Here is a 17,138-nt window from a genome sequence, read left to right on the forward strand (position 1 = left end):
GAGCAAATCGCTCAATTATAAAATGAGCGCATTCATTAACCACGAGCCTGCCTTTGGGTGGCCAAAAACCATGTACAAACTCGTTTTGATGCGTCACGGCGAAAGCCAATGGAACCTTGAAAACCGTTTTACCGGCTGGACCGACGTCGACCTGACGGACACCGGCCGCGAGCAGGCCCGCAAAGCCGGTGAGCTGCTCAAGAAGGAAGGCTTCGAGTTCGATGTGGCCTTTACCTCCGTCCTCAAGCGCGCCATCCGCACGCTGTGGATCACGCTGGATGCCATGGACGCGATGTACACCCCGGTGGGCAATAGCTGGCGTCTGAACGAGCGCCACTACGGCAATCTGCAAGGCCTGAACAAATCCGAAACCGCCGCGAAGTATGGCGACGAGCAAGTCCTGATCTGGCGCCGTGCGTACGCCATCGCCCCGGACCCCCTGGCGCTGGACGATGAACGTCACCCGCGTTTCGACAAGCGCTACGCCAAGATCCCGGCCGATCAGCTGCCTGCTACCGAGTGCCTGCAAGACACCGTCGCGCGTGTGCTGCCGTTCTGGAACGAGTCCATCGCCCCGGCCATCCGCGCCGGACGCCGCGTGCTGGTCGCCGCGCACGGCAACAGCCTGCGCGCGCTGATCAAGCACCTGGACAATATCTCCGATGAGGACATCGTGGGCCTGAACATCCCGACCGGTCAGCCCCTCGTGTACGAATTGGATGCAGACCTGCGCCCGATCCGCCATTACTATCTGGGCGATGCCGCGGAAATCGAAGCCGCGATGGCGGCCGTGGCTGCCCAGGGCAAGGCGAAAAAGGACTGATAGATGCGGTGGATGGCCGGTTTGCTGTTGGCGATGGTGTTGGGCTCGGCCCCACTGCCGGGCATCGCGGCGCCCTCGGATCTGGCAATTCGCCAGTCCGAAGCCGAACGGCAGCAAGCGGCCTTGCGCGATCGGATCGACGCGCTCCATAAATCGCTGGAGGACCGCGAGGCCGCGCGCAGCGAAGCCGTGGATTCGCTCAAGGCCTCCGAGCTCTCGATCTCGCGCATCAATCGCCGCTTGAGGGAATTGCAGGCTGAACAGGATCGGGCCGAAGACGATCTGCTCAGCCTGGAAAAACAAATCCAGTCGCAGCAGCAAGCCTTGCAGCAGCGCCGCGGCGAATTAAGCGATCAGCTGCGCACGCAATACGCGAGCGGCTTGTCGCCGTGGACCGCGCTGCTATCGGGCGATGATCCTCAACAATTGGGTCGCAACCTCGGTTACCTGGGCTATGTATCGCGCGCCCGCGCCGAGGCCGTCCAGAGCCTGCGCGCCGATCTGGAGCGCCTGGCGTCGCTACAACAGCGCGCGGAGTCGCGCCGCGCGGACCTCGCGCGTACGGTCGAAGAGACCTCCAAACAAAAGGCCGAGCTCGTCAAACAGCAGTCCGAGCACGCCACCCTGGTCGCCGAACTGGAAGGGCAGATCGCCGCGCAGCGGGCCGAGGCGCGCAAGCTGGGTCGCGACGACAGCCGCTTGTCCACGCTGATCGTCGATCTGGAAAAAGCCATTGCCGAGCAAGCCGCCGCCGCCAAGCGCGCCGAAGAGGCCCGTTTGCGTGCCGAAGCCGTGCGGCGGGCCGAGCAGGCGCGGCTTGCCGAAGAAGCCCGCATCAAGGCCGAGGCCGAACGTCAGGCCGCCGCCGCCCGTGCCGCGGCCGCCGCGAAAGCGCAGGCTGAAGCCGAACGCGCCGCGCTCGCGGCCAAGACTGAACAGGCTCGTGCCGCCGCGCAGGCCGAGCGCGAAAAAGCCGAGCGTGCCGCCGCCTTGGCACGCGAGCAAGTCGAAGCCGCACGCGAGCAGGAGCGCCAAGCCCGCGCGCGCGGCAACGTGGCCCTCGGAGATTTCGGCGATTTGCGTCCCGTCAGTTCTGGCGAGGTGCGCACCGCGCCTACGCCGGCCCCAGCCGCCACATCGAGCGCGTCCTCGACCCGCACGTCCCCAAGCCGGGCGACCGCGGCAGACGATGACGCGCGCAGCGAGACCAGCGCTGGGGATACGGAAGCCGAGCGTCGCCCGCCGCCCGTGGCCCGCACTGCGCCACCACCGCCTGTCACCGGAGGTGGCCTTCGGCATGGCATGACGCCGCCCGTGCGCGGCGCGGTACAAGGCCGATTTGGCGTGGATCGTCCGGATGGCGGCGTTTGGCGCGGCATCGTGTTGCGCACATCGGCCGGCACGCCAGTCAAGGCCGTGGCGCCCGGCACCGTGGTTTATGCCAATTGGTTGCGCGGCTTTGGTAACCTGATCATCATCGATCACGGCAAACAATATATGACGGTATATGCCTACAACCAGAGCCTGCTCAAGCAGGTGGGCGACACCATTGCGGCGGGCGACACCATCGCCACAGTGGGCTCCACCGGCGGACAGGTGGAATCGGGCCTATACTTTGAAATTCGATATCGAGGCACTCCGGTCGATCCAACCCAATGGTTGGCTCTTTAAATCCGGCTCAACATCAGGAAGTGTGCATGAGCACTCGCAAGTTTCGTGGTTTCGGTTTGATAGCTATCGGCGTGGTAGCGGGCGTCCTGCTCAGTGTGGGCGTGTCCGCCATCGCGCAACGGGGCAGCCCATTGCCGTTGGATGAGTTGCGGCAACTGAGCAATGTTTTCGCCGCGATCAAGAACAACTACGTCGAGGCGGTCGATGACAAGACGCTCATCGACAATGCGATCTCGGGCATGGTGTCCAACTTGGACCCACACTCGGCGTATCTGGATGCCGATGCCTTCCGCGATATGCAGAGCACGACGCAAGGCGAATTCGGCGGCCTGGGCATAGAGGTCGGATCCGAAGACGGCTTTGTCAAAGTCATCTCGCCCATCGAAGACACCCCGGCTGCGCGCGCGGGCGTGATGGCGGGCGACTTGATCATCAAGATCGACGACACCCCCACCAAGGGGATGGCGTTGAACGAAGCGGTCAAGCTCATGCGCGGCGCGCCTAAAACGCCCATCACACTCACGCTGATGCGCGCCGACAATCCGCAGCCCATCGTGGTCAAGATCGTGCGCGACGTCATCAAGGTGCGCAGCGTGCGCAGCAAGATGCTCGATGGCGACGTTGGCTATGTGCGCATCGCTCAGTTCCAGGAAAAAACGGGCTCCGATCTCGCTCGCCATCTGAAGGAACTTGGGGCCAAGGGCGCGCCCAAGGGCCTGATCCTGGATCTGCGCAATGACCCGGGTGGCCTCTTGACCAGCGCTATCGGTGTGGCGGCCGCGTTCCTGCCGCCGGATGTGTTGATCGTGTCCACCGATGGCCGCACGCCGGATTCCAAACACAAGTACATGGCAACGCCCGCCGAATACTCGCGCGGCGAGGGCAACTATCTGGCCGGTCTGCCCGCATGGGTGAAGACCGTGCCGATGGTGGTGCTGGTCAACGTAGGCTCGGCCTCGGCTTCCGAAATCGTGGCGGGCGCGCTGCAAGACTATAAGCGCGCCAAGGTCTTGGGCAACCGCACGTTTGGCAAGGGCTCGGTGCAAATCATCCTGCCACTGAGTCAGGACACCGGCGTGAAACTCACCACCTCGCGTTATTTCACGCCTAAGGGCCGTTCGATTCAGGCTACCGGCATCGAACCGGACTATGTGGTCGCCGACACGGCCGAAGGCGATTTGTTCCGCCTGCCGCGTGAAGCCGACCTGCAGCGTCACCTGTCCAATAGTCAGGCCGAAGAAGTGAAATCGATGTTGGACGAGGATGTGCCGCCGCCCCCAGCCGGCAAAGTCTTTGAATTTGGTGGCAAGGATGACTTCCAGCTGCAACAAGCACTGAATCTGCTGGCTGGCAAACCCGTGCAAAAGGGCTCGGCCCGCGCGCAGGCGCAGGCCAATGCCAAGCCGACGCTTAGCGGCGAAACCGAACGCAAGACCATCACGCCCAATGGCGTGGAGCCGGCTCAGAAGAAATGATCGACCGGCGGTTGAGCAAATGAACGACCAACAGTTACTCCGATACGCCCGGCATATCCTTTTGGACGAGCTGGGCATCGAGGGGCAGGAACGCTTTCTCTCCGCCCGGGTGCTGGTGGTCGGGGCAGGGGGCCTGGGTTCGCCTGCCGCGCTCTATCTGACTACCGCCGGCGTGGGCGATATCACGCTGGCCGACGATGACATTGTCGAGCTGAGCAACCTGCAACGCCAGATCCTGCATGTGGAATCGAGCGTGGGCCGGCCCAAGGCCGAATCGGGGCGCGACATGCTGGCCGCGTTCAATCCCGAAACCCACGTGACCGCGCGCGTGGAGCGGCTGGACGGTGTGAAGTTGGACGAGGCCGTCGCTGCAGCCGATCTGGTGCTCGACTGCACGGATAACTTCAAGACCCGGCACGCCATCAATCGCGCCTGTGTGCATCATCGCAAGCCGCTCGTGTCCGGCGCGGCGATCCGGTTCGACGGGCAGGTGAGCGTGTACGACCTGCGCAATGATGACGCGCCGTGCTATCACTGTTTGTTTCCCGAAGCGGATGATGTCGAGGCCGTTAACTGCGCCACGACCGGGGTTTTCGCGCCGCTGGTTGGCATCATCGGCGCCATGCAGGCGGCCGAAGCGTTGAAGCTGCTGGCCGGTATCGGTGAGAGCCTGTCTGGCCGGCTGCTGTGGCTGGATGTGCGCACGATGCATTGGCGTAGCGTGAACGTGCGCCGCGATCCAGAGTGCGAGGTGTGCAAGGATCGGGAACATCACGCGGTGGCCGCGTGAGCGCGGATCGTGCGCTTTAGCATCATTGTGGGTCTAGCCTGACTGGCCCACGCAAACACATACCAAATCCACCACAAGCACCAGCACCGCGGCGTTATACGGCTCGGCCTGGCCACGCTGCCCACCCGCGCCCAACACGCAGACTTGCACCACCTGTGCTTCACAAAGTTTTCAGATAACCTGAAAATTCTTCTACAATCGTTGGATGCTGACGAAATCCACAACCCTCACCGAGCAGGTAGCGAGCCAACTGGCGGCAGAGATCGCCGCTGGCGTGCATCCCGTGGGCGGGAAGCTTCCGACCGGCAAAGCGCTCGCCCAGCGCTATGGCGTCAGTGCCGCCGTGATCCGCGAAGCGACGGAGCGGCTGCGCGCGCAGGGCCTGGTGGCGAGCCGACAGGGTGCGGGTTGCACGGTGATTGCGCGTACGGCCAGCGGCGGTTTTCAGGTGCCTGGGCGCAGCTTGTTGACACGGCAGCAACTGGCCGATGTGTTCGAGTTGCGGATGGAGCTCGAAGGCAGCGCGGCGGCGTTAGCGGCGTTGCGGCGCGATGCCGCGGATCTGGCCGAAATGCAGCGCTGCCTGACTTTGCTCGAGCAGCATTTGCATCATCCCGAGCTCGCGGTCGAGCACGACATCGCGTTTCATGCCGCGATTGCCGTGGCCACGCATAACGCCTACTACCAGCAGCTGCTGCAGTATTTGAATCTGCAGGTACGAGCCGCCGTGCGCATGGCGCGCGAAAACACGCTGCAGCATCCATCGGCAAGCGTGGACGAGGTCCATCAAGAACACGTCGCCGTGCATCAGGCCATCGTCGCGGGCGATGCGGCGTTGGCCCGGCAGGCGGCGCGGCGGCATTTGCGGCGCGCCGCGGCTCGGCTCGCATTGAATCTTTCCGAGGTGGACGGCGCATCTGGCCACTCGACCGAGGCTACATCTTTATCTACCGGACAGACACCATGACGACTTCCGATTTCTCGCAGCGCCTGATCGAGGCGTTGGGGCCAGACACCGTATTCACCGCGCCTGATGACATCGAGCCGTGGTTAACCGACTGGCGTGGCCTGTACAAGGGTCAGGCGCAGGCCGTCGTGCGCCCTCGCACCACGGAAGAGGTCGCCAAGTGTCTGGCGCTTTGTCAGCAGGCGGGGGTGCCGGTCGTGCCACGTGGGGGCAATACTGGCCTTTGCGGTGGCGCGACGCCCGACGGCGCGCCGGCCAACGTCGTGCTGTCGTTGGATCGCATGAACAAGGTGCGTTCTGTCGACACGATCGCCAATACGCTGGTGGCAGAGGCAGGGTGCATACTCGGCAATCTGCGGCGCGTGGCGGAGGAGGCCAACCGTATGCTGCCGTTGAGCCTCGCCGCCGAGGATTCATGTCAGATCGGCGGCAACGTCTCCACCAATGCGGGCGGTGTGAACGTGGTGCGCTATGGCATGACGCGCGAGCTGGTCTTGGGCATCGAGGCCGTGTTGCCAACGGGCGAGATTTTTCACGGCCTGCGCACCCTACGCAAGGACAACACCGGCTACGATCTGAAGCAGTTATTAATCGGCGCCGAAGGCACCTTGGGCGTCATCACGGCGGTGGCGTTGCGGCTCTTCCCCCGCAATAGCGTACGGTCTGTCGTGTTGGCCGCGGTGCAATCGCCGCAGCAGGCATTGGAACTCGCTGAACTCGTCAACGATCAGTGCGGCCCACGTCTGCAAGCCTATGAGTTTTTCACCGGCGACTGCGTGGACCTCGTGCTCGCACATGCGCAAGGCGTGCAGGAGCCGTTCGCACAGCGTTATCCCGGCTATGTGTTGATGGAGCTGGCCGACACCGCCGACGAAGACGCGTTGAATGCATTGTTGGAAAACGTGATGGGTGCGGCGCTCGAACGCGAACTGTGCCTGGATGCGGCGGTATCGACCTCGATGGCGCAGCTGCAAGCGCTGTGGAAGCTGCGTGAAGAAATCTCCGAGGCGCAGCGTGCGGACGGTCCGCATTTAAAGCACGATATCTCGCTGCCTATCGAACAGATCCCCGCCTTCATGGAGTCGGCCGAAAAGCGCGTGCGCGAGGCGTATCCCGATATCCGTCCGTTTATCTTTGGCCATTTCGGCGACGGCAATCTGCACTACAACTTGTCGCGTCCGGCGGGCGCGCCGCGCGAGTGGGCGCAGCAGCAGGGCGATGCCGTAACCGATATCGTGCTGGATGAGGTCAATCGCTATGGCGGCAGCATCAGCGCCGAGCATGGGATCGGCCAGCTCAAGCGCGATCACTTCCTGCATAGCAAGGACCCGCTGGAGCTGCGTTTGATGCGCGATATCAAGCGGCTGTTCGATCCCGCTGGGATCCTGAATCCGGGCAAGCTGCTGTAAGGGTGAGTGCGTCAACGATGGGCCGATTGGAGTTGACGCACTCAGCAGGTGCATAGGCACCGTATGAGCGCGCGCGGGTGAACACCAGGGTCAGATGCGCGCGGTCTATGCTCGCGCGCCATGCATGGTGGCGTCACCCTGACGCCACCCTTTGATCAACGTCGCTTCGATTCAAACAAGATCGGTTGCTGCAACGCGGCCGGCGATGGCGCCGGAACGCTGACCTCCGCGATGATCGCATCGCTCTGGATGGGCTGCGGGGCGCTGGCATCATCGCGCACGTTCTGCGTGATCTTCATGCTGCAGAACTGAGGACCACACATCGAGCAGAATTGCGCCGTCTTCATCGAGTCCTTGGGCAAGGTCTCGTCATGAAACTTGCGCGCGGTATCGGGGTCCAGGCTGAGGTTGAATTGATCCTCCCAACGGAACTCGTATCGCGCTTTCGAAAGCGCGTTATCGCGCATCGCAGATCCGGGGTGTCCCTTCGCGAGATCGGCGGCATGGGCGGCGATCTTGTAGGTGATCAGTCCGTCCTTGACGTCTTGCTTGTTGGGTAGCCCCAGATGTTCCTTGGGCGTGACATAGCAAAGCATGGCCGTGCCATACCACGCGATCATCGCCGCGCCGATGCCTGAGGTGATGTGGTCGTAGCCGGGGGCAATGTCCGTGGTCAGCGGCCCCAGCGTATAGAAAGGCGCCTCATGACAATGCTCGAGCTGCAGCGTCATGTTTTCCTGGATCAAGTGCATCGGCACATGGCCGGGGCCTTCGATCATCACCTGTACATCGTGTTTCCACGCGACCTGTGCGAGTTCGCCCAGGGTCTTTAGCTCCGCGAATTGCGCGGCGTCATTGGCATCATAGCCAGAGCCAGGACGCAGGCCATCGCCAAGCGAAAAGCTGACGTCGTAAGCTTTCATGATCTCGCAGATGTCTTCGAAGTGCTCGTACAAAAAGCTCTCTCGGTGATGGGCGAGACACCATTGCGCCATGATGGCCCCGCCGCGCGACACGATTCCGGTGAGGCGATCCGTGGTCAATGGAATAAACGGCAGTCGTACGCCGGCATGGATGGTGAAATAGTCCACGCCCTGTTCAGCCTGTTCGATCAGCGTATCGCGAAAGATCTCCCAGCTGAGTTCTTCGGCTTTACCGCCGACCTTTTCCAGCGCCTGATAAATAGGTACCGTCCCAATGGGCACCGGTGAATTGCGGATGATCCATTCACGCGTCTCATGAATGTGTTTGCCGGTGGAAAGATCCATCACCGTATCGGCGCCCCAGCGGGTCGCCCAGGTCATTTTCTCGACTTCCTCGCCCACGCCGGAACTCACGGCCGAGTTGCCGATGTTGGCATTGACCTTGACCAGAAAATTGCGCCCGATGATCATCGGTTCGAGTTCCGGGTGGTTCACGTTGGCGGGAATAATGGCCCGCCCACGTGCGACTTCATCGCGCACGAACTCGGGCGTGATCACGGCGGGCAATGCCGCGCCAAACGACTGCCCCGGATGTTGCCGTGCCAGCCTCTGCGCGAGTTTTTCGCCTTGCGGGCCGGTCGCGCGAAGCGCCTCCAGATCGTGCTCACGGCGCAGGTTTTCGCGCAAGGCCACGAACTCCATCTCGGGCGTCACGATACCGCGCCGCGCATAGTGCATTTGCGTGACGTTATGTCCGTGCCGCGCGCGCCGTGGCGGGCGCTGCGCGATAAAGCGCATGGCCGAGGTGGCGATATCCTCGAGCCGGGCGCGGCCATAGGCGCTGGTGGGGCCTTGCAGTCGTTCGGTGTCGTCCCGATCGGCAATCCAGGGCTCGCGCAGCGCGGGCAGGCCTTGTTGGATATCGATCTTCGCCTCGGGGTCCGTGTAGGGGCCGCTGGTGTCGTAGGCCGTCAGCGGGGGATGTTGTGTGCCGCCATACTGGGCAGGTGCCGGGCTTTGCGCGATTTCCCGAAACGGCACGCGTATGTCCGCGCGCGAGCCCGTGACGTAGACCTTGCGTGATTGGGGAAAAGGGACAGTGACTGCTGCATCGACGGCCGCTGTGGCCGCGACGAACTTCGGGGAGGGGTTCATTGAATGCTCCAAAAAGACGTTGGAGCCGAACGGGGGGAATTCCAGGCGTGACCGGGCAGGGCGAACCCGCCGGCGTGGCATTGGAAGACGCTCCCAGCATCGGCATTATCCGTACTGGTACGAAGGGACTCTCTCAACACGTCGCCATCACTGCGCGACGAGTACCCCTGCGTGGGAATGAGTATAGACTGCTAAAGGGATGTCGTTTGTCCTTACGGTTTACAACTGCACACGGATGAAACTATTGTGACCCTCGCCAGCCCGCTACACTTTTTGTAAATTGGAACTCAGGCGGGGCGCTGATCCGCAGTACCCTTGTATCAATCAAAAAGGAATAATCACCATGCAATTCACTATGCGCAAGTTAGCGCCCGCTGTGGCCGTACTCACGTTCGCGCTCGCAGGCTGCCAGACCTCGCCCAAGCAAACGGCCAAGACCGACGAAGCGGCGCAGTCGACGCAGGCGCAAGGTCAGGCGGTGACGGCTTCCTCGGTTGAGTTTTATGTGGCCCGTACCGCTTCGGCTCCTGGTCTGATGGAAATCAAGGTGCCGGACGGCTCGCTGTTCCTGGAGCGTCAGCCCGCGCTCACGCGTGCGGATCTGAGCGAGGCGGCGGCGCTGGTTGATCGTGATGGACAAAACTATGTGGGCCTGCGCTTTACCGAAGGCGGTGCGCGCAAGCTCAACGATGTGAGCAACCAGAACGTCGGCAATATGCTGGCCCTGGTGATTGATCGCGAACTGGTGGCCGCGCCGCGCATCGCCGAGACGCTCAATCGGGGTGTATTGGCCTTTGGTGTGCCCTCGGCCCAGGCGGCATCCGAAATTGCGGCCAAGATCCGCGGTGATCAAGCTTCTGCCGCGCAGCCCAACGGATCGTCCGCGCCCAACGTGCCGAACCCGGCATCTCCCACCGCGCCGGCACCGCTGACGCCGCGCTGATCGCCGGGACTGCAGGGTCGGTGCCACGCGCCGACCCCGTGGCAGTATCAAATAGAAAAGGCCTGGGATGTGACATCCCAGGCCTTTTTGTTCACCGATTCAAGCGACCGGTCATCGCAATGCCGTGACCGGGGCAACCCGGGGCGAACCCCGCGCTGCCCTCGATGCATCAGTCTTCTTCGACGAAGGCTTCCTGACGCTTCTTGCGAATCGACGGCAGGGCCACGAGCACGACAAGGATCAACGCCGCACCCAGCAACGAGGCCGACAATGGCCGCGTCACAAACGTCGTGAAATCGCCGCGCGACAGCAGCAGGGCACGACGGAAGTTTTCTTCCATCATGGGTCCCAGCACCAGACCCAGCAGCAGCGGGGCGCCTTCGCACTTCAGCTTGGCCCAGATATAGCCGATGATGCCGAAGATCGCGGTGACGTAGATATCGAACACGTTGTAGTTCAACGAGTACACGCCGATCGTGCAGAACACCAGAATGGCCGGGAACAGGATGCGATAAGGCACTTTCAGCAGCTTGACCCAAACGCCGATCAGCGGCAGGTTGAGCACCACCAGCATCAGGTTACCGATCCACATGGAGGCGATCAGACCCCAGAACAGTTCCGGGTGGCTGGTCATGACCTGCGGGCCGGGCTGAATGTTGTGGATCGTCATCGCGCCCACCATCAGCGCCATCACGGCGTTACCCGGGATACCCAAGGTCAAGAGCGGGATAAACGAAGCCTGTGCGCCGGCGTTGTTGGCCGATTCGGGACCAGCCAGACCTGCGGGGTGGCCTTTACCGAAGCGTTCCGGTTCCTTGGACAGTTTCTTTTCCAGGGTGTAGGAGGCGAACGCCGACAGCACAGAACCGCCGCCGGGCAGGATACCCAGAACCGAGCCCAGCGCCGTGCCGCGAACGATGGCCGGGACCGCTTCACGGATTTCCTGCTTGTTGGGGTAAAGCGAGCCGATCTTGTCTTCGAGCTGGACGCGGTTTTCTTTTTGCTCCAGGTTCGACAGGATCTCTGCGAAACCAAACACGCCCATGGCCACGATGGCGAAGTCGATACCGTCTTGCAGCTCGGGGATGCCGAAGTCATAGCGCGCCACGCCCGAGTTCACGTCGGTACCCACCATGCCCAGCAGCAGGCCCAGCAGAATCATGCAGATTGCCTTGGGCAGCGAACCCGAGGCCAGCACCACGGCACCGATCAGACCCAGGGTCATCAGCGAGAAGTATTCGGCGGGACCGAACTTGAAGGCGATTTCCGACAGCGGAGGCGCGAACGCGGCGATCAGCAGCGTGGCCACGCAACCGGCAAAGAACGACCCGATAGCCGCCAGCGACAGCGCCGCGCCCGCACGGCCATTACGTGCCATCTGGTGACCGTCGAGCACGGTCACCACCGCTGAGGTTTCGCCTGGCAGGTTAACCAGAATCGCGGTGGTGGAGCCGCCATACTGCGTACCGTAGTAAATCCCGGCCAGCATGATCAGGCCAGCCACCGGCGGCAGCACATAGGTGATCGGCAGCAGCATCGCGATGGTGGGCACGGGCCCCAAGCCAGGCAATACGCCGACCAGGGTGCCCAGAATGCAGCCCAGCAAGGCGTACAGCAGGTTCTCAGGCGTGAACGCTACGGAAAAACCGAGCGCCAAGTGTTCCATCAATTCCATGATTGTCTCTCTTCCCCGTGTGTTTTAGTTCATGCCCAGAAACGACGGCCATAGCGGGAAAATCAATCCCAAGCCCTTGATGAACGCCAGCCAGCAGAACACCACCAGGAAGATGGCGTTGACCAGCGCGACGCGGAAGCTGTACTCGTAGCTGGCCACACTGCTGGCCATGACGAGCAGGAACAGCGAGAGATACAGACCGAGCGGCCGCAGCAAGGCGCCGAACAGAATGACGGAGCCGATAATGATGAACAGGATTTTGAAGTCGAAGCGATCCACCGTGGTCTTGGTGGCCTTGGGCGACATGGCGCCCAGCGCGACGACCGCGCCCAGTACGGCCAGACAGATGCCTAGCCAGAAGGGGAAATAGCCTGGGCCCATGCGGGCAGACGTTCCCATTTGATACTGAGTGGCGATGAACGCAAAACCCAGGCCCAGCAGCGTAAACATCGCTCCTGCCCAGAAATCTTGCTTATTCCTTAGCTGCATAGAAGGTCTCCGTATTGTGTCATGCCTACTGCTTCGGCACGGTTAGTGGCAACGCAATGTCTAAGGACGCAAGCAGCTTGGACCAGAACAAAAAAAATATGGCGCGGCAATTCGAGCCATATTCGGGTGCACAAGCGTCCGGACATGTCGCGCGCCACCAGCACGCAAAGTCCAAGTCGGGGTGGATCGTATCACGATGTACTAGGGATTTCTGTTGGTGAATCCTCTAAGTATTGAACCTTCGGGTATGTCCCTATCTGGCCCAATACGCTGTGCGCAAAGCCTGCTTTTATAGGGATCCGGCGCCTGAATATCGCGTTGTCGCGACGGCGCTGCCCGTGTGGAAAACGTCCCCGATTAGTCGGCGCGGACAATGTGATGTCCCATGCTGCGCTTTATTGTTTACAGTGACGGCGTCAGCTGTGCCCGTCAACTCTTTGTAAAAGCGACCATCAGATGGACATCCTTCCGGAAATACGCGCGGCGTTCGCGCCCACGGGGCGTCTACGCGCTTCGATCAATCTTGGTAATCCTATTCTTGCTGGACGTAATGCGGCTGGCGAACCCGCGGGCGTGTCCATCGATCTGGCGCGCGAATTTGCCCGGCGGCTAGGGCTCGAACTGGAGCTCGTGGTGTTCGACACGGCGGGCAAGTCGGTGGACGCCGTCACGGCGGAGAGCGCCGACATCGGGTTTTTCGCGGTGGATCCCGTGCGTGGCGCAGGCATTCGCTTTACCGCGCCCTACGTGCTGATCGAAGGGGCCTACCTGGTCAGGCAGGATTCGCCGCTGCGAGAAAACGACGAGGTGGATCGTGCCGGACATCGTGTCGTGGTCGGCAAGGGCAGCGCCTATGACTTGTACCTGACGCGTGAATTAACGCAGGCGGAGATCGTACGCGCACCGAGCTCGCCCGCAGTCGTCGAGACGTTCCTGGCGCAGAACCTGGAGGTGGCCGCGGGAGTGAAACAACAATTGGAAGCCGATGCGCAGCGCGTCGGTGGCGTGCGGCTGCTGCCGGGACGTTTTATGGTGATCCGTCAGGCCATGGGTCTACCCAAGGGGCGCGATGCGCGCGCGGCGGCATTTCTGGTCGCGTTTGTAGAGGATGTGAAAGCCAGCGGCTTTGTCGCCGAGGCGATGAAGCGCCACGGCATCCAAGGCGCCTCGGTCGCACCACCCGAAGCACCGCCGACATTCTGATTAGGGAAAATCCCAACCCGGTTTTGCCGGATTCGTTGTGTCAGGGCGACACATTTGGAGGCTGTCGGTACGAGCCAATCCCGATGCGGGCGCACCGGCAGCGTTACGACGCGGCCCCCGGCACCGGGTCTTGTACCCGCTGCTTGATCTCTTCGTGGTGCCGTTCCATCGCTTGACGCAATTCGCGCCGCTGGCGCGCTGCCTCGTAGCGCTGGCGCTGTTCCAGGGTTTTCAGCTCCAGCTGCGGCACGGGCGTGGGCTGCCCGTTTTCGTCCACCGCCACCATCGTGAAATAGCAGCTGTTGGCGTGACGCACGACTTGTTTGCGGATGTCCTCGGTGATCACCTTGATACCGATTTCCATCGAGGTCCTGCCGGTGTAGTTGACCGAGGCTAGAAAGGTCACCAGCTCTCCCACATGAATGGGTTGCCGGAACATCACCTGATCGACCGACAGCGTCACGACATACTGGCCGGCGTAACGGCTTGCGCAGGCGTAGGCCACCTGGTCAAGGTACTTCAGAATCGTGCCGCCATGCACATTCCCGGCAAAATTCGCCATATCCGGCGTCATCAGGATGGTCATGGAGAGCTGGTGCGTGGTGTCTTGCATGGCGGTGCGAGGCGAGTGAAAAACGTCATGGTACTGCGTGCGCACGGCGCTTGGCCGCAGCAGCCCTCAATATCCTGCCCAACTGGTGTACTGTCGGGGTTGAGGCGCTGCGCGGATGGACGCGAGCGCGCATCACGGCAAGGAGCAAGGCGTGTCTGAATCTCGGAAAGTCATGATCGTCACCGGCGGTAGCCGGGGTATCGGCGCGGCGGTAGCGCGTCTGGCTGCGCGACGCGGTTATGCGGTCTGCGTGAACTATCGCCAGCGCAGCGATGCGGCCGACGAGGTGGTGCGCGCCATCGAGGCCGAGGGTGGCCAGGCCATCGCGGTGGCGGCCGATGTCGCTGACGAGGGTCAGGTGGTGCAGCTTTTTAAAACCGTCGACCGCGAGCTGGGGCGTGTCGATGCGTTGATCAATAATGCGGGCGTGCTGGAGACGCAATGCCGTCTGGAGGATATGGATGCGGCGCGCATGACCCGCATCCTGACCACCAACGTCGTGAGCGCGATGGTGTGCTGTCGCGAAGCGGTGCGACGCATGGCGCCCCGGCATGGCGGACGCGGCGGCTCCATCGTCAACGTCTCGTCAGTGGCCTCACGTCTGGGTTCGCCGGGCGAATACATCGACTACGCGGCCTCCAAGGGCGCCATGGACACGTTGACGATCGGCTTGTCCAAAGAAGTCGCCGCTGATCAGATTCGCGTGAATGGGGTGCGGCCCGGAACGATCTATACCGAGATGCATGCCAGTGGCGGCGAGCCAGGGCGCGTGGATCGGTTGGCCAGCTCCATCCCGCTGCAGCGCGGCGGCACGGTCGAGGAAGTAGCTGGCGCCGTGATGTGGTTCTGCTCGGACGAGGCGGGCTATACGACGGGGTCGTTTATCGAAGTGTCCGGGGGCAAATGACCGCGCACGTCATACAGCCGCTCAGTGGCGCCGTGCCGTCATCTCCCTGTATCTGGATAGTTTGGCCCGGCGTCGTGGAAGCCGCCATTGCTATAGGGATTGACCGCGCCGGGATGCGGCGGGCCCGGGTTGTCGCCGAGTGCGCAGCCCGACAATAGTCCGGCGAGCGCCAATGCCGCCAGGACAGGCGGTCGAAGTGTAAAGGCTTTCAAGTATCGCGACATGTTGGTCTCCGGAATGCGCTGCGCCAGACGCGAGCGTTCGCAGCTGGATCAGCGCATGAGTCGTGCCAGCTCCGCGCCCGGGTCCTCGGCGCGCATGAATGCCTCGCCCACCAGGAACGCGTGCACGTCGTGCTTGCGCATCAACTGCACGTCATCGCGGCTCAGAATGCCGCTTTCAGTCACCACGCGCTTGCCGGGGGGGATGCGCGGCAGCAGGTCGATCGTGTTCTGCAGGCTGGTCTCGAACGTACGCAGATTGCGGTTGTTGATACCAATCAGATTGGTCTTGAGCGACAGCGCCGTATCTAATTCCTCGGCATCGTGCACCTCGACCAGCACATCCATGCCCAGTTCCATCGCCAGCTGTTCCAGGTCGCGCAGCTGATTGGGCGCCAAGGCCGCCACGATCAACAGCACGCAGTCGGCACCCATGGCGCGGGCGGAGATCACCTGGTAGGTATCGACAATGAAGTCCTTGCGCAGCACGGGCAGCGGGCAGGCCGCGCGCGCGCGGCGCAGATTGTCATGCGAACCCTGGAAGAACTGCACGTCCGTCAGCACCGACAGGCACGCTGCGCCATGCACGGCATAGGTGGCGGCGATGGCGGCCGGATCGAAGTTTTCGCGCAGCACGCCCTTGGAGGGCGAGGCTTTTTTGACTTCGGCGATGACCCCGGCGTGACCCTGGGCGATTTTGTCTTCGATAGCCTGGGCAAAGCCTCGTACGTCTTGGCGGGCCTGTGCTTCGCGCAGCAGTTCTGCTTCGCTGCGCAATTGGCGAGCCGTGGCGACTTCCTCGGCTTTGACGGCCAGGATCTTCGCAAGAATGTCGTTCATTTCAAAAATTTCCGGGTATAGGCGCAGAATTCTTCCAACTTGGCGCGCGCCGAGCCATTAGACAAGGTTTCAAATGCCAGCGAAAGAGCTTCGCCGATATTGTCGGCCTTATTGCCTGCATAAATCGCCAGCCCCGCGTTAAAGGCCACGATGTCGCGCGCCACGCCTTCGACATTATCCAGCGCTTCGATGACCAGCTCACGCGATTCCTCGCGATTGCTGACTTTGATGGCTCGATTAGACACCATCGCCAGGCCGTAGTCTTCGGGGTGGATCTCGTACTCGCGGACTTGGCCGTCTTTCAGTTCGCCCACCAGGGTGGCACTGCCCAACGAGGCCTCGTCCATGCCGTCACGACCATGCACGATCAGCACGTGGCGCGAGCCCAGCCGTTGCAAGACGCGTACCTGGATGCCGACCAGATCGGGGTGGAATACGCCCATCAGCTGATTGGCCGCGCCCGCCGGGTTGGTGAGCGGGCCCAGGATGTTGAAGATCGTGCGTACGCCCAGTTCCTTGCGGATGGGGGCGACGTTTTTCATAGCGCTGTGGTGGGCGGGGGCGTACATGAAACCAATGCCGGTCGCCTGCAGGCATTCGGCGACTTGCTCCGGGCTCAGCTCCAGGTTGGCGCCCAGGGCTTCGAGCACGTCGGCGCTACCCGAGGACGACGAGGCGCTGCGCCCGCCGTGTTTGGCGATGGGCACGCCAGCGGCTGCCGCGACAAACATGGCGGCGGTAGAAATGTTGAAGGTATGGCTGCCGTCGCCGCCCGTGCCGCACATATCCAGCAGGTCTTCGGGGTTGGGGGTGACGACCGGCGTGGCGAATTCGCGCATGACCTGCGCCGCCGCGGTGATCTCGCCGATGGTTTCTTTCTTGACGCGCAAACCCATGATGAGAGCGCTGGCCATCTGCGGGGACAACTCGCCGCGCATAAGCATGCGCATCAGGTGCAGCATTTCATCGTGGAAGATTTCGCGGTGCTCGATGCAGCGTACGAGCGCTTCGGTGCAGGTGATAGACATAAAGGT

General features: G+C 62.3%; 16 protein-coding genes and 1 riboswitch. Of the genes, 9 read left to right on the forward strand and 7 right to left on the reverse strand.

What is annotated here, in order from left to right; genetic code table 11:
• Nucleotides 1-70: 70 nt before the first annotated feature.
• From gpmA to GOQ25_RS07930, 6 genes are all read left to right on the forward strand, one after another.
• Nucleotides 71-823 (forward strand): 2,3-diphosphoglycerate-dependent phosphoglycerate mutase, encoded by a 753-nt coding sequence (gene gpmA, locus GOQ25_RS07905; RefSeq protein ID WP_160349917.1) that lies wholly within the window; start codon nucleotides 71-73, stop codon nucleotides 821-823.
• A gap of 3 nt (nucleotides 824-826) precedes the next feature.
• Nucleotides 827-2,494, forward strand: a complete 1,668-nt coding sequence (locus GOQ25_RS07910; protein WP_160349918.1) for a murein hydrolase activator EnvC — start codon at nucleotides 827-829, stop codon at nucleotides 2,492-2,494.
• A gap of 26 nt (nucleotides 2,495-2,520) precedes the next feature.
• Nucleotides 2,521-3,969, forward strand: coding sequence for a S41 family peptidase (locus tag GOQ25_RS07915; protein WP_160349919.1), 1,449 nt, complete (start codon nucleotides 2,521-2,523; stop codon nucleotides 3,967-3,969).
• 19 nt (nucleotides 3,970-3,988) lie between these two features.
• Nucleotides 3,989-4,759, forward strand: a complete 771-nt coding sequence (locus GOQ25_RS07920) for a molybdopterin-synthase adenylyltransferase MoeB (protein WP_160349920.1) — start codon at nucleotides 3,989-3,991, stop codon at nucleotides 4,757-4,759.
• A gap of 205 nt (nucleotides 4,760-4,964) precedes the next feature.
• Nucleotides 4,965-5,726, forward strand: a complete 762-nt coding sequence (locus GOQ25_RS07925; protein WP_160349921.1) for a FadR/GntR family transcriptional regulator — start codon at nucleotides 4,965-4,967, stop codon at nucleotides 5,724-5,726.
• The gene (locus GOQ25_RS07930) at nucleotides 5,723-7,135 is read left to right on the forward strand and encodes an FAD-binding oxidoreductase (protein WP_160349922.1); all 1,413 of its coding nucleotides are present in this window, start codon (nucleotides 5,723-5,725) and stop codon (nucleotides 7,133-7,135) included. The genes GOQ25_RS07925 and GOQ25_RS07930 overlap by 4 nt, the downstream gene beginning before the upstream one ends.
• A gap of 155 nt (nucleotides 7,136-7,290) precedes the next feature.
• Here the strand turns inward: GOQ25_RS07930 and thiC are convergent, their stop codons facing one another.
• Nucleotides 7,291-9,213 (reverse strand): phosphomethylpyrimidine synthase ThiC, encoded by a 1,923-nt coding sequence (gene thiC / locus GOQ25_RS07935; RefSeq protein WP_160349923.1) that lies wholly within the window; start codon nucleotides 9,211-9,213, stop codon nucleotides 7,291-7,293.
• Between the two features lie 74 nt (nucleotides 9,214-9,287).
• Nucleotides 9,288-9,392, reverse strand: a riboswitch (TPP riboswitch).
• Between the two features lie 164 nt (nucleotides 9,393-9,556).
• Here thiC and GOQ25_RS07940 point away from each other — a divergent pair.
• The gene (locus GOQ25_RS07940; RefSeq protein ID WP_160349924.1) at nucleotides 9,557-10,156 is read left to right on the forward strand and encodes a preprotein translocase subunit SecD; all 600 of its coding nucleotides are present in this window, start codon (nucleotides 9,557-9,559) and stop codon (nucleotides 10,154-10,156) included.
• A 169-nt stretch (nucleotides 10,157-10,325) separates the two neighbouring features.
• Here GOQ25_RS07940 and GOQ25_RS07945 read toward each other — a convergent pair whose 3' ends face one another.
• Together GOQ25_RS07945 and GOQ25_RS07950 are read right to left on the reverse strand one after the other, a co-directional pair.
• The gene (locus tag GOQ25_RS07945; protein WP_160349925.1) at nucleotides 10,326-11,831 is read right to left on the reverse strand and encodes a tripartite tricarboxylate transporter permease; all 1,506 of its coding nucleotides are present in this window, start codon (nucleotides 11,829-11,831) and stop codon (nucleotides 10,326-10,328) included.
• A 24-nt stretch (nucleotides 11,832-11,855) separates the two neighbouring features.
• Nucleotides 11,856-12,320: a tripartite tricarboxylate transporter TctB family protein gene (locus tag GOQ25_RS07950; RefSeq protein WP_160349926.1), complete on the reverse strand. Its 465-nt coding sequence runs from the start codon at nucleotides 12,318-12,320 to the stop codon at nucleotides 11,856-11,858.
• Nucleotides 12,321-12,776: 456 nt separating this feature from the next.
• Here GOQ25_RS07950 and GOQ25_RS07955 point away from each other — a divergent pair, with 456 nt between their 5' ends.
• Nucleotides 12,777-13,523, forward strand: coding sequence for an ABC transporter substrate-binding protein (locus GOQ25_RS07955; RefSeq protein ID WP_160349927.1), 747 nt, complete (start codon nucleotides 12,777-12,779; stop codon nucleotides 13,521-13,523).
• A 103-nt stretch (nucleotides 13,524-13,626) separates the two neighbouring features.
• Here the strand turns inward: GOQ25_RS07955 and GOQ25_RS07960 are convergent, their stop codons facing one another.
• A complete protein-coding gene (locus GOQ25_RS07960) occupies nucleotides 13,627-14,136 on the reverse strand; it encodes an acyl-CoA thioesterase (RefSeq protein WP_160349928.1) in 510 nt (169 codons plus the stop codon).
• A gap of 115 nt (nucleotides 14,137-14,251) precedes the next feature.
• On the opposite strand from GOQ25_RS07960, the gene GOQ25_RS07965 reads away from it, so the two are divergent.
• The gene (locus GOQ25_RS07965) at nucleotides 14,252-15,043 is read left to right on the forward strand and encodes an SDR family oxidoreductase (RefSeq protein WP_160349929.1); all 792 of its coding nucleotides are present in this window, start codon (nucleotides 14,252-14,254) and stop codon (nucleotides 15,041-15,043) included.
• Between the two features lie 38 nt (nucleotides 15,044-15,081).
• Here the strand turns inward: GOQ25_RS07965 and GOQ25_RS07970 are convergent, their stop codons facing one another.
• Genes GOQ25_RS07970 through trpD form a run of 3 tightly spaced genes read right to left on the reverse strand, consistent with a single transcriptional unit; the run spans nucleotide 15,082 to nucleotide 17,132 of the window.
• Nucleotides 15,082-15,267, reverse strand: a complete 186-nt coding sequence (locus tag GOQ25_RS07970; protein WP_160349930.1) for a hypothetical protein — start codon at nucleotides 15,265-15,267, stop codon at nucleotides 15,082-15,084.
• A 48-nt stretch (nucleotides 15,268-15,315) separates the two neighbouring features.
• Nucleotides 15,316-16,104 (reverse strand): indole-3-glycerol phosphate synthase TrpC, encoded by a 789-nt coding sequence (trpC, locus tag GOQ25_RS07975; protein WP_160349931.1) that lies wholly within the window; start codon nucleotides 16,102-16,104, stop codon nucleotides 15,316-15,318.
• Entirely contained in the window at nucleotides 16,101-17,132 is a 1,032-nt protein-coding gene (gene trpD / locus GOQ25_RS07980) for an anthranilate phosphoribosyltransferase (protein WP_160349932.1), read from the reverse strand. Before trpD ends, trpC begins: the two co-directional genes overlap by 4 nt.
• Nucleotides 17,133-17,138 lie beyond the last annotated feature (6 nt).

The organism is Bordetella sp. 15P40C-2, from assembly GCF_009763235.1.
Classification (GTDB): domain Bacteria; phylum Pseudomonadota; class Gammaproteobacteria; order Burkholderiales; family Burkholderiaceae_B; genus Bordetella_A.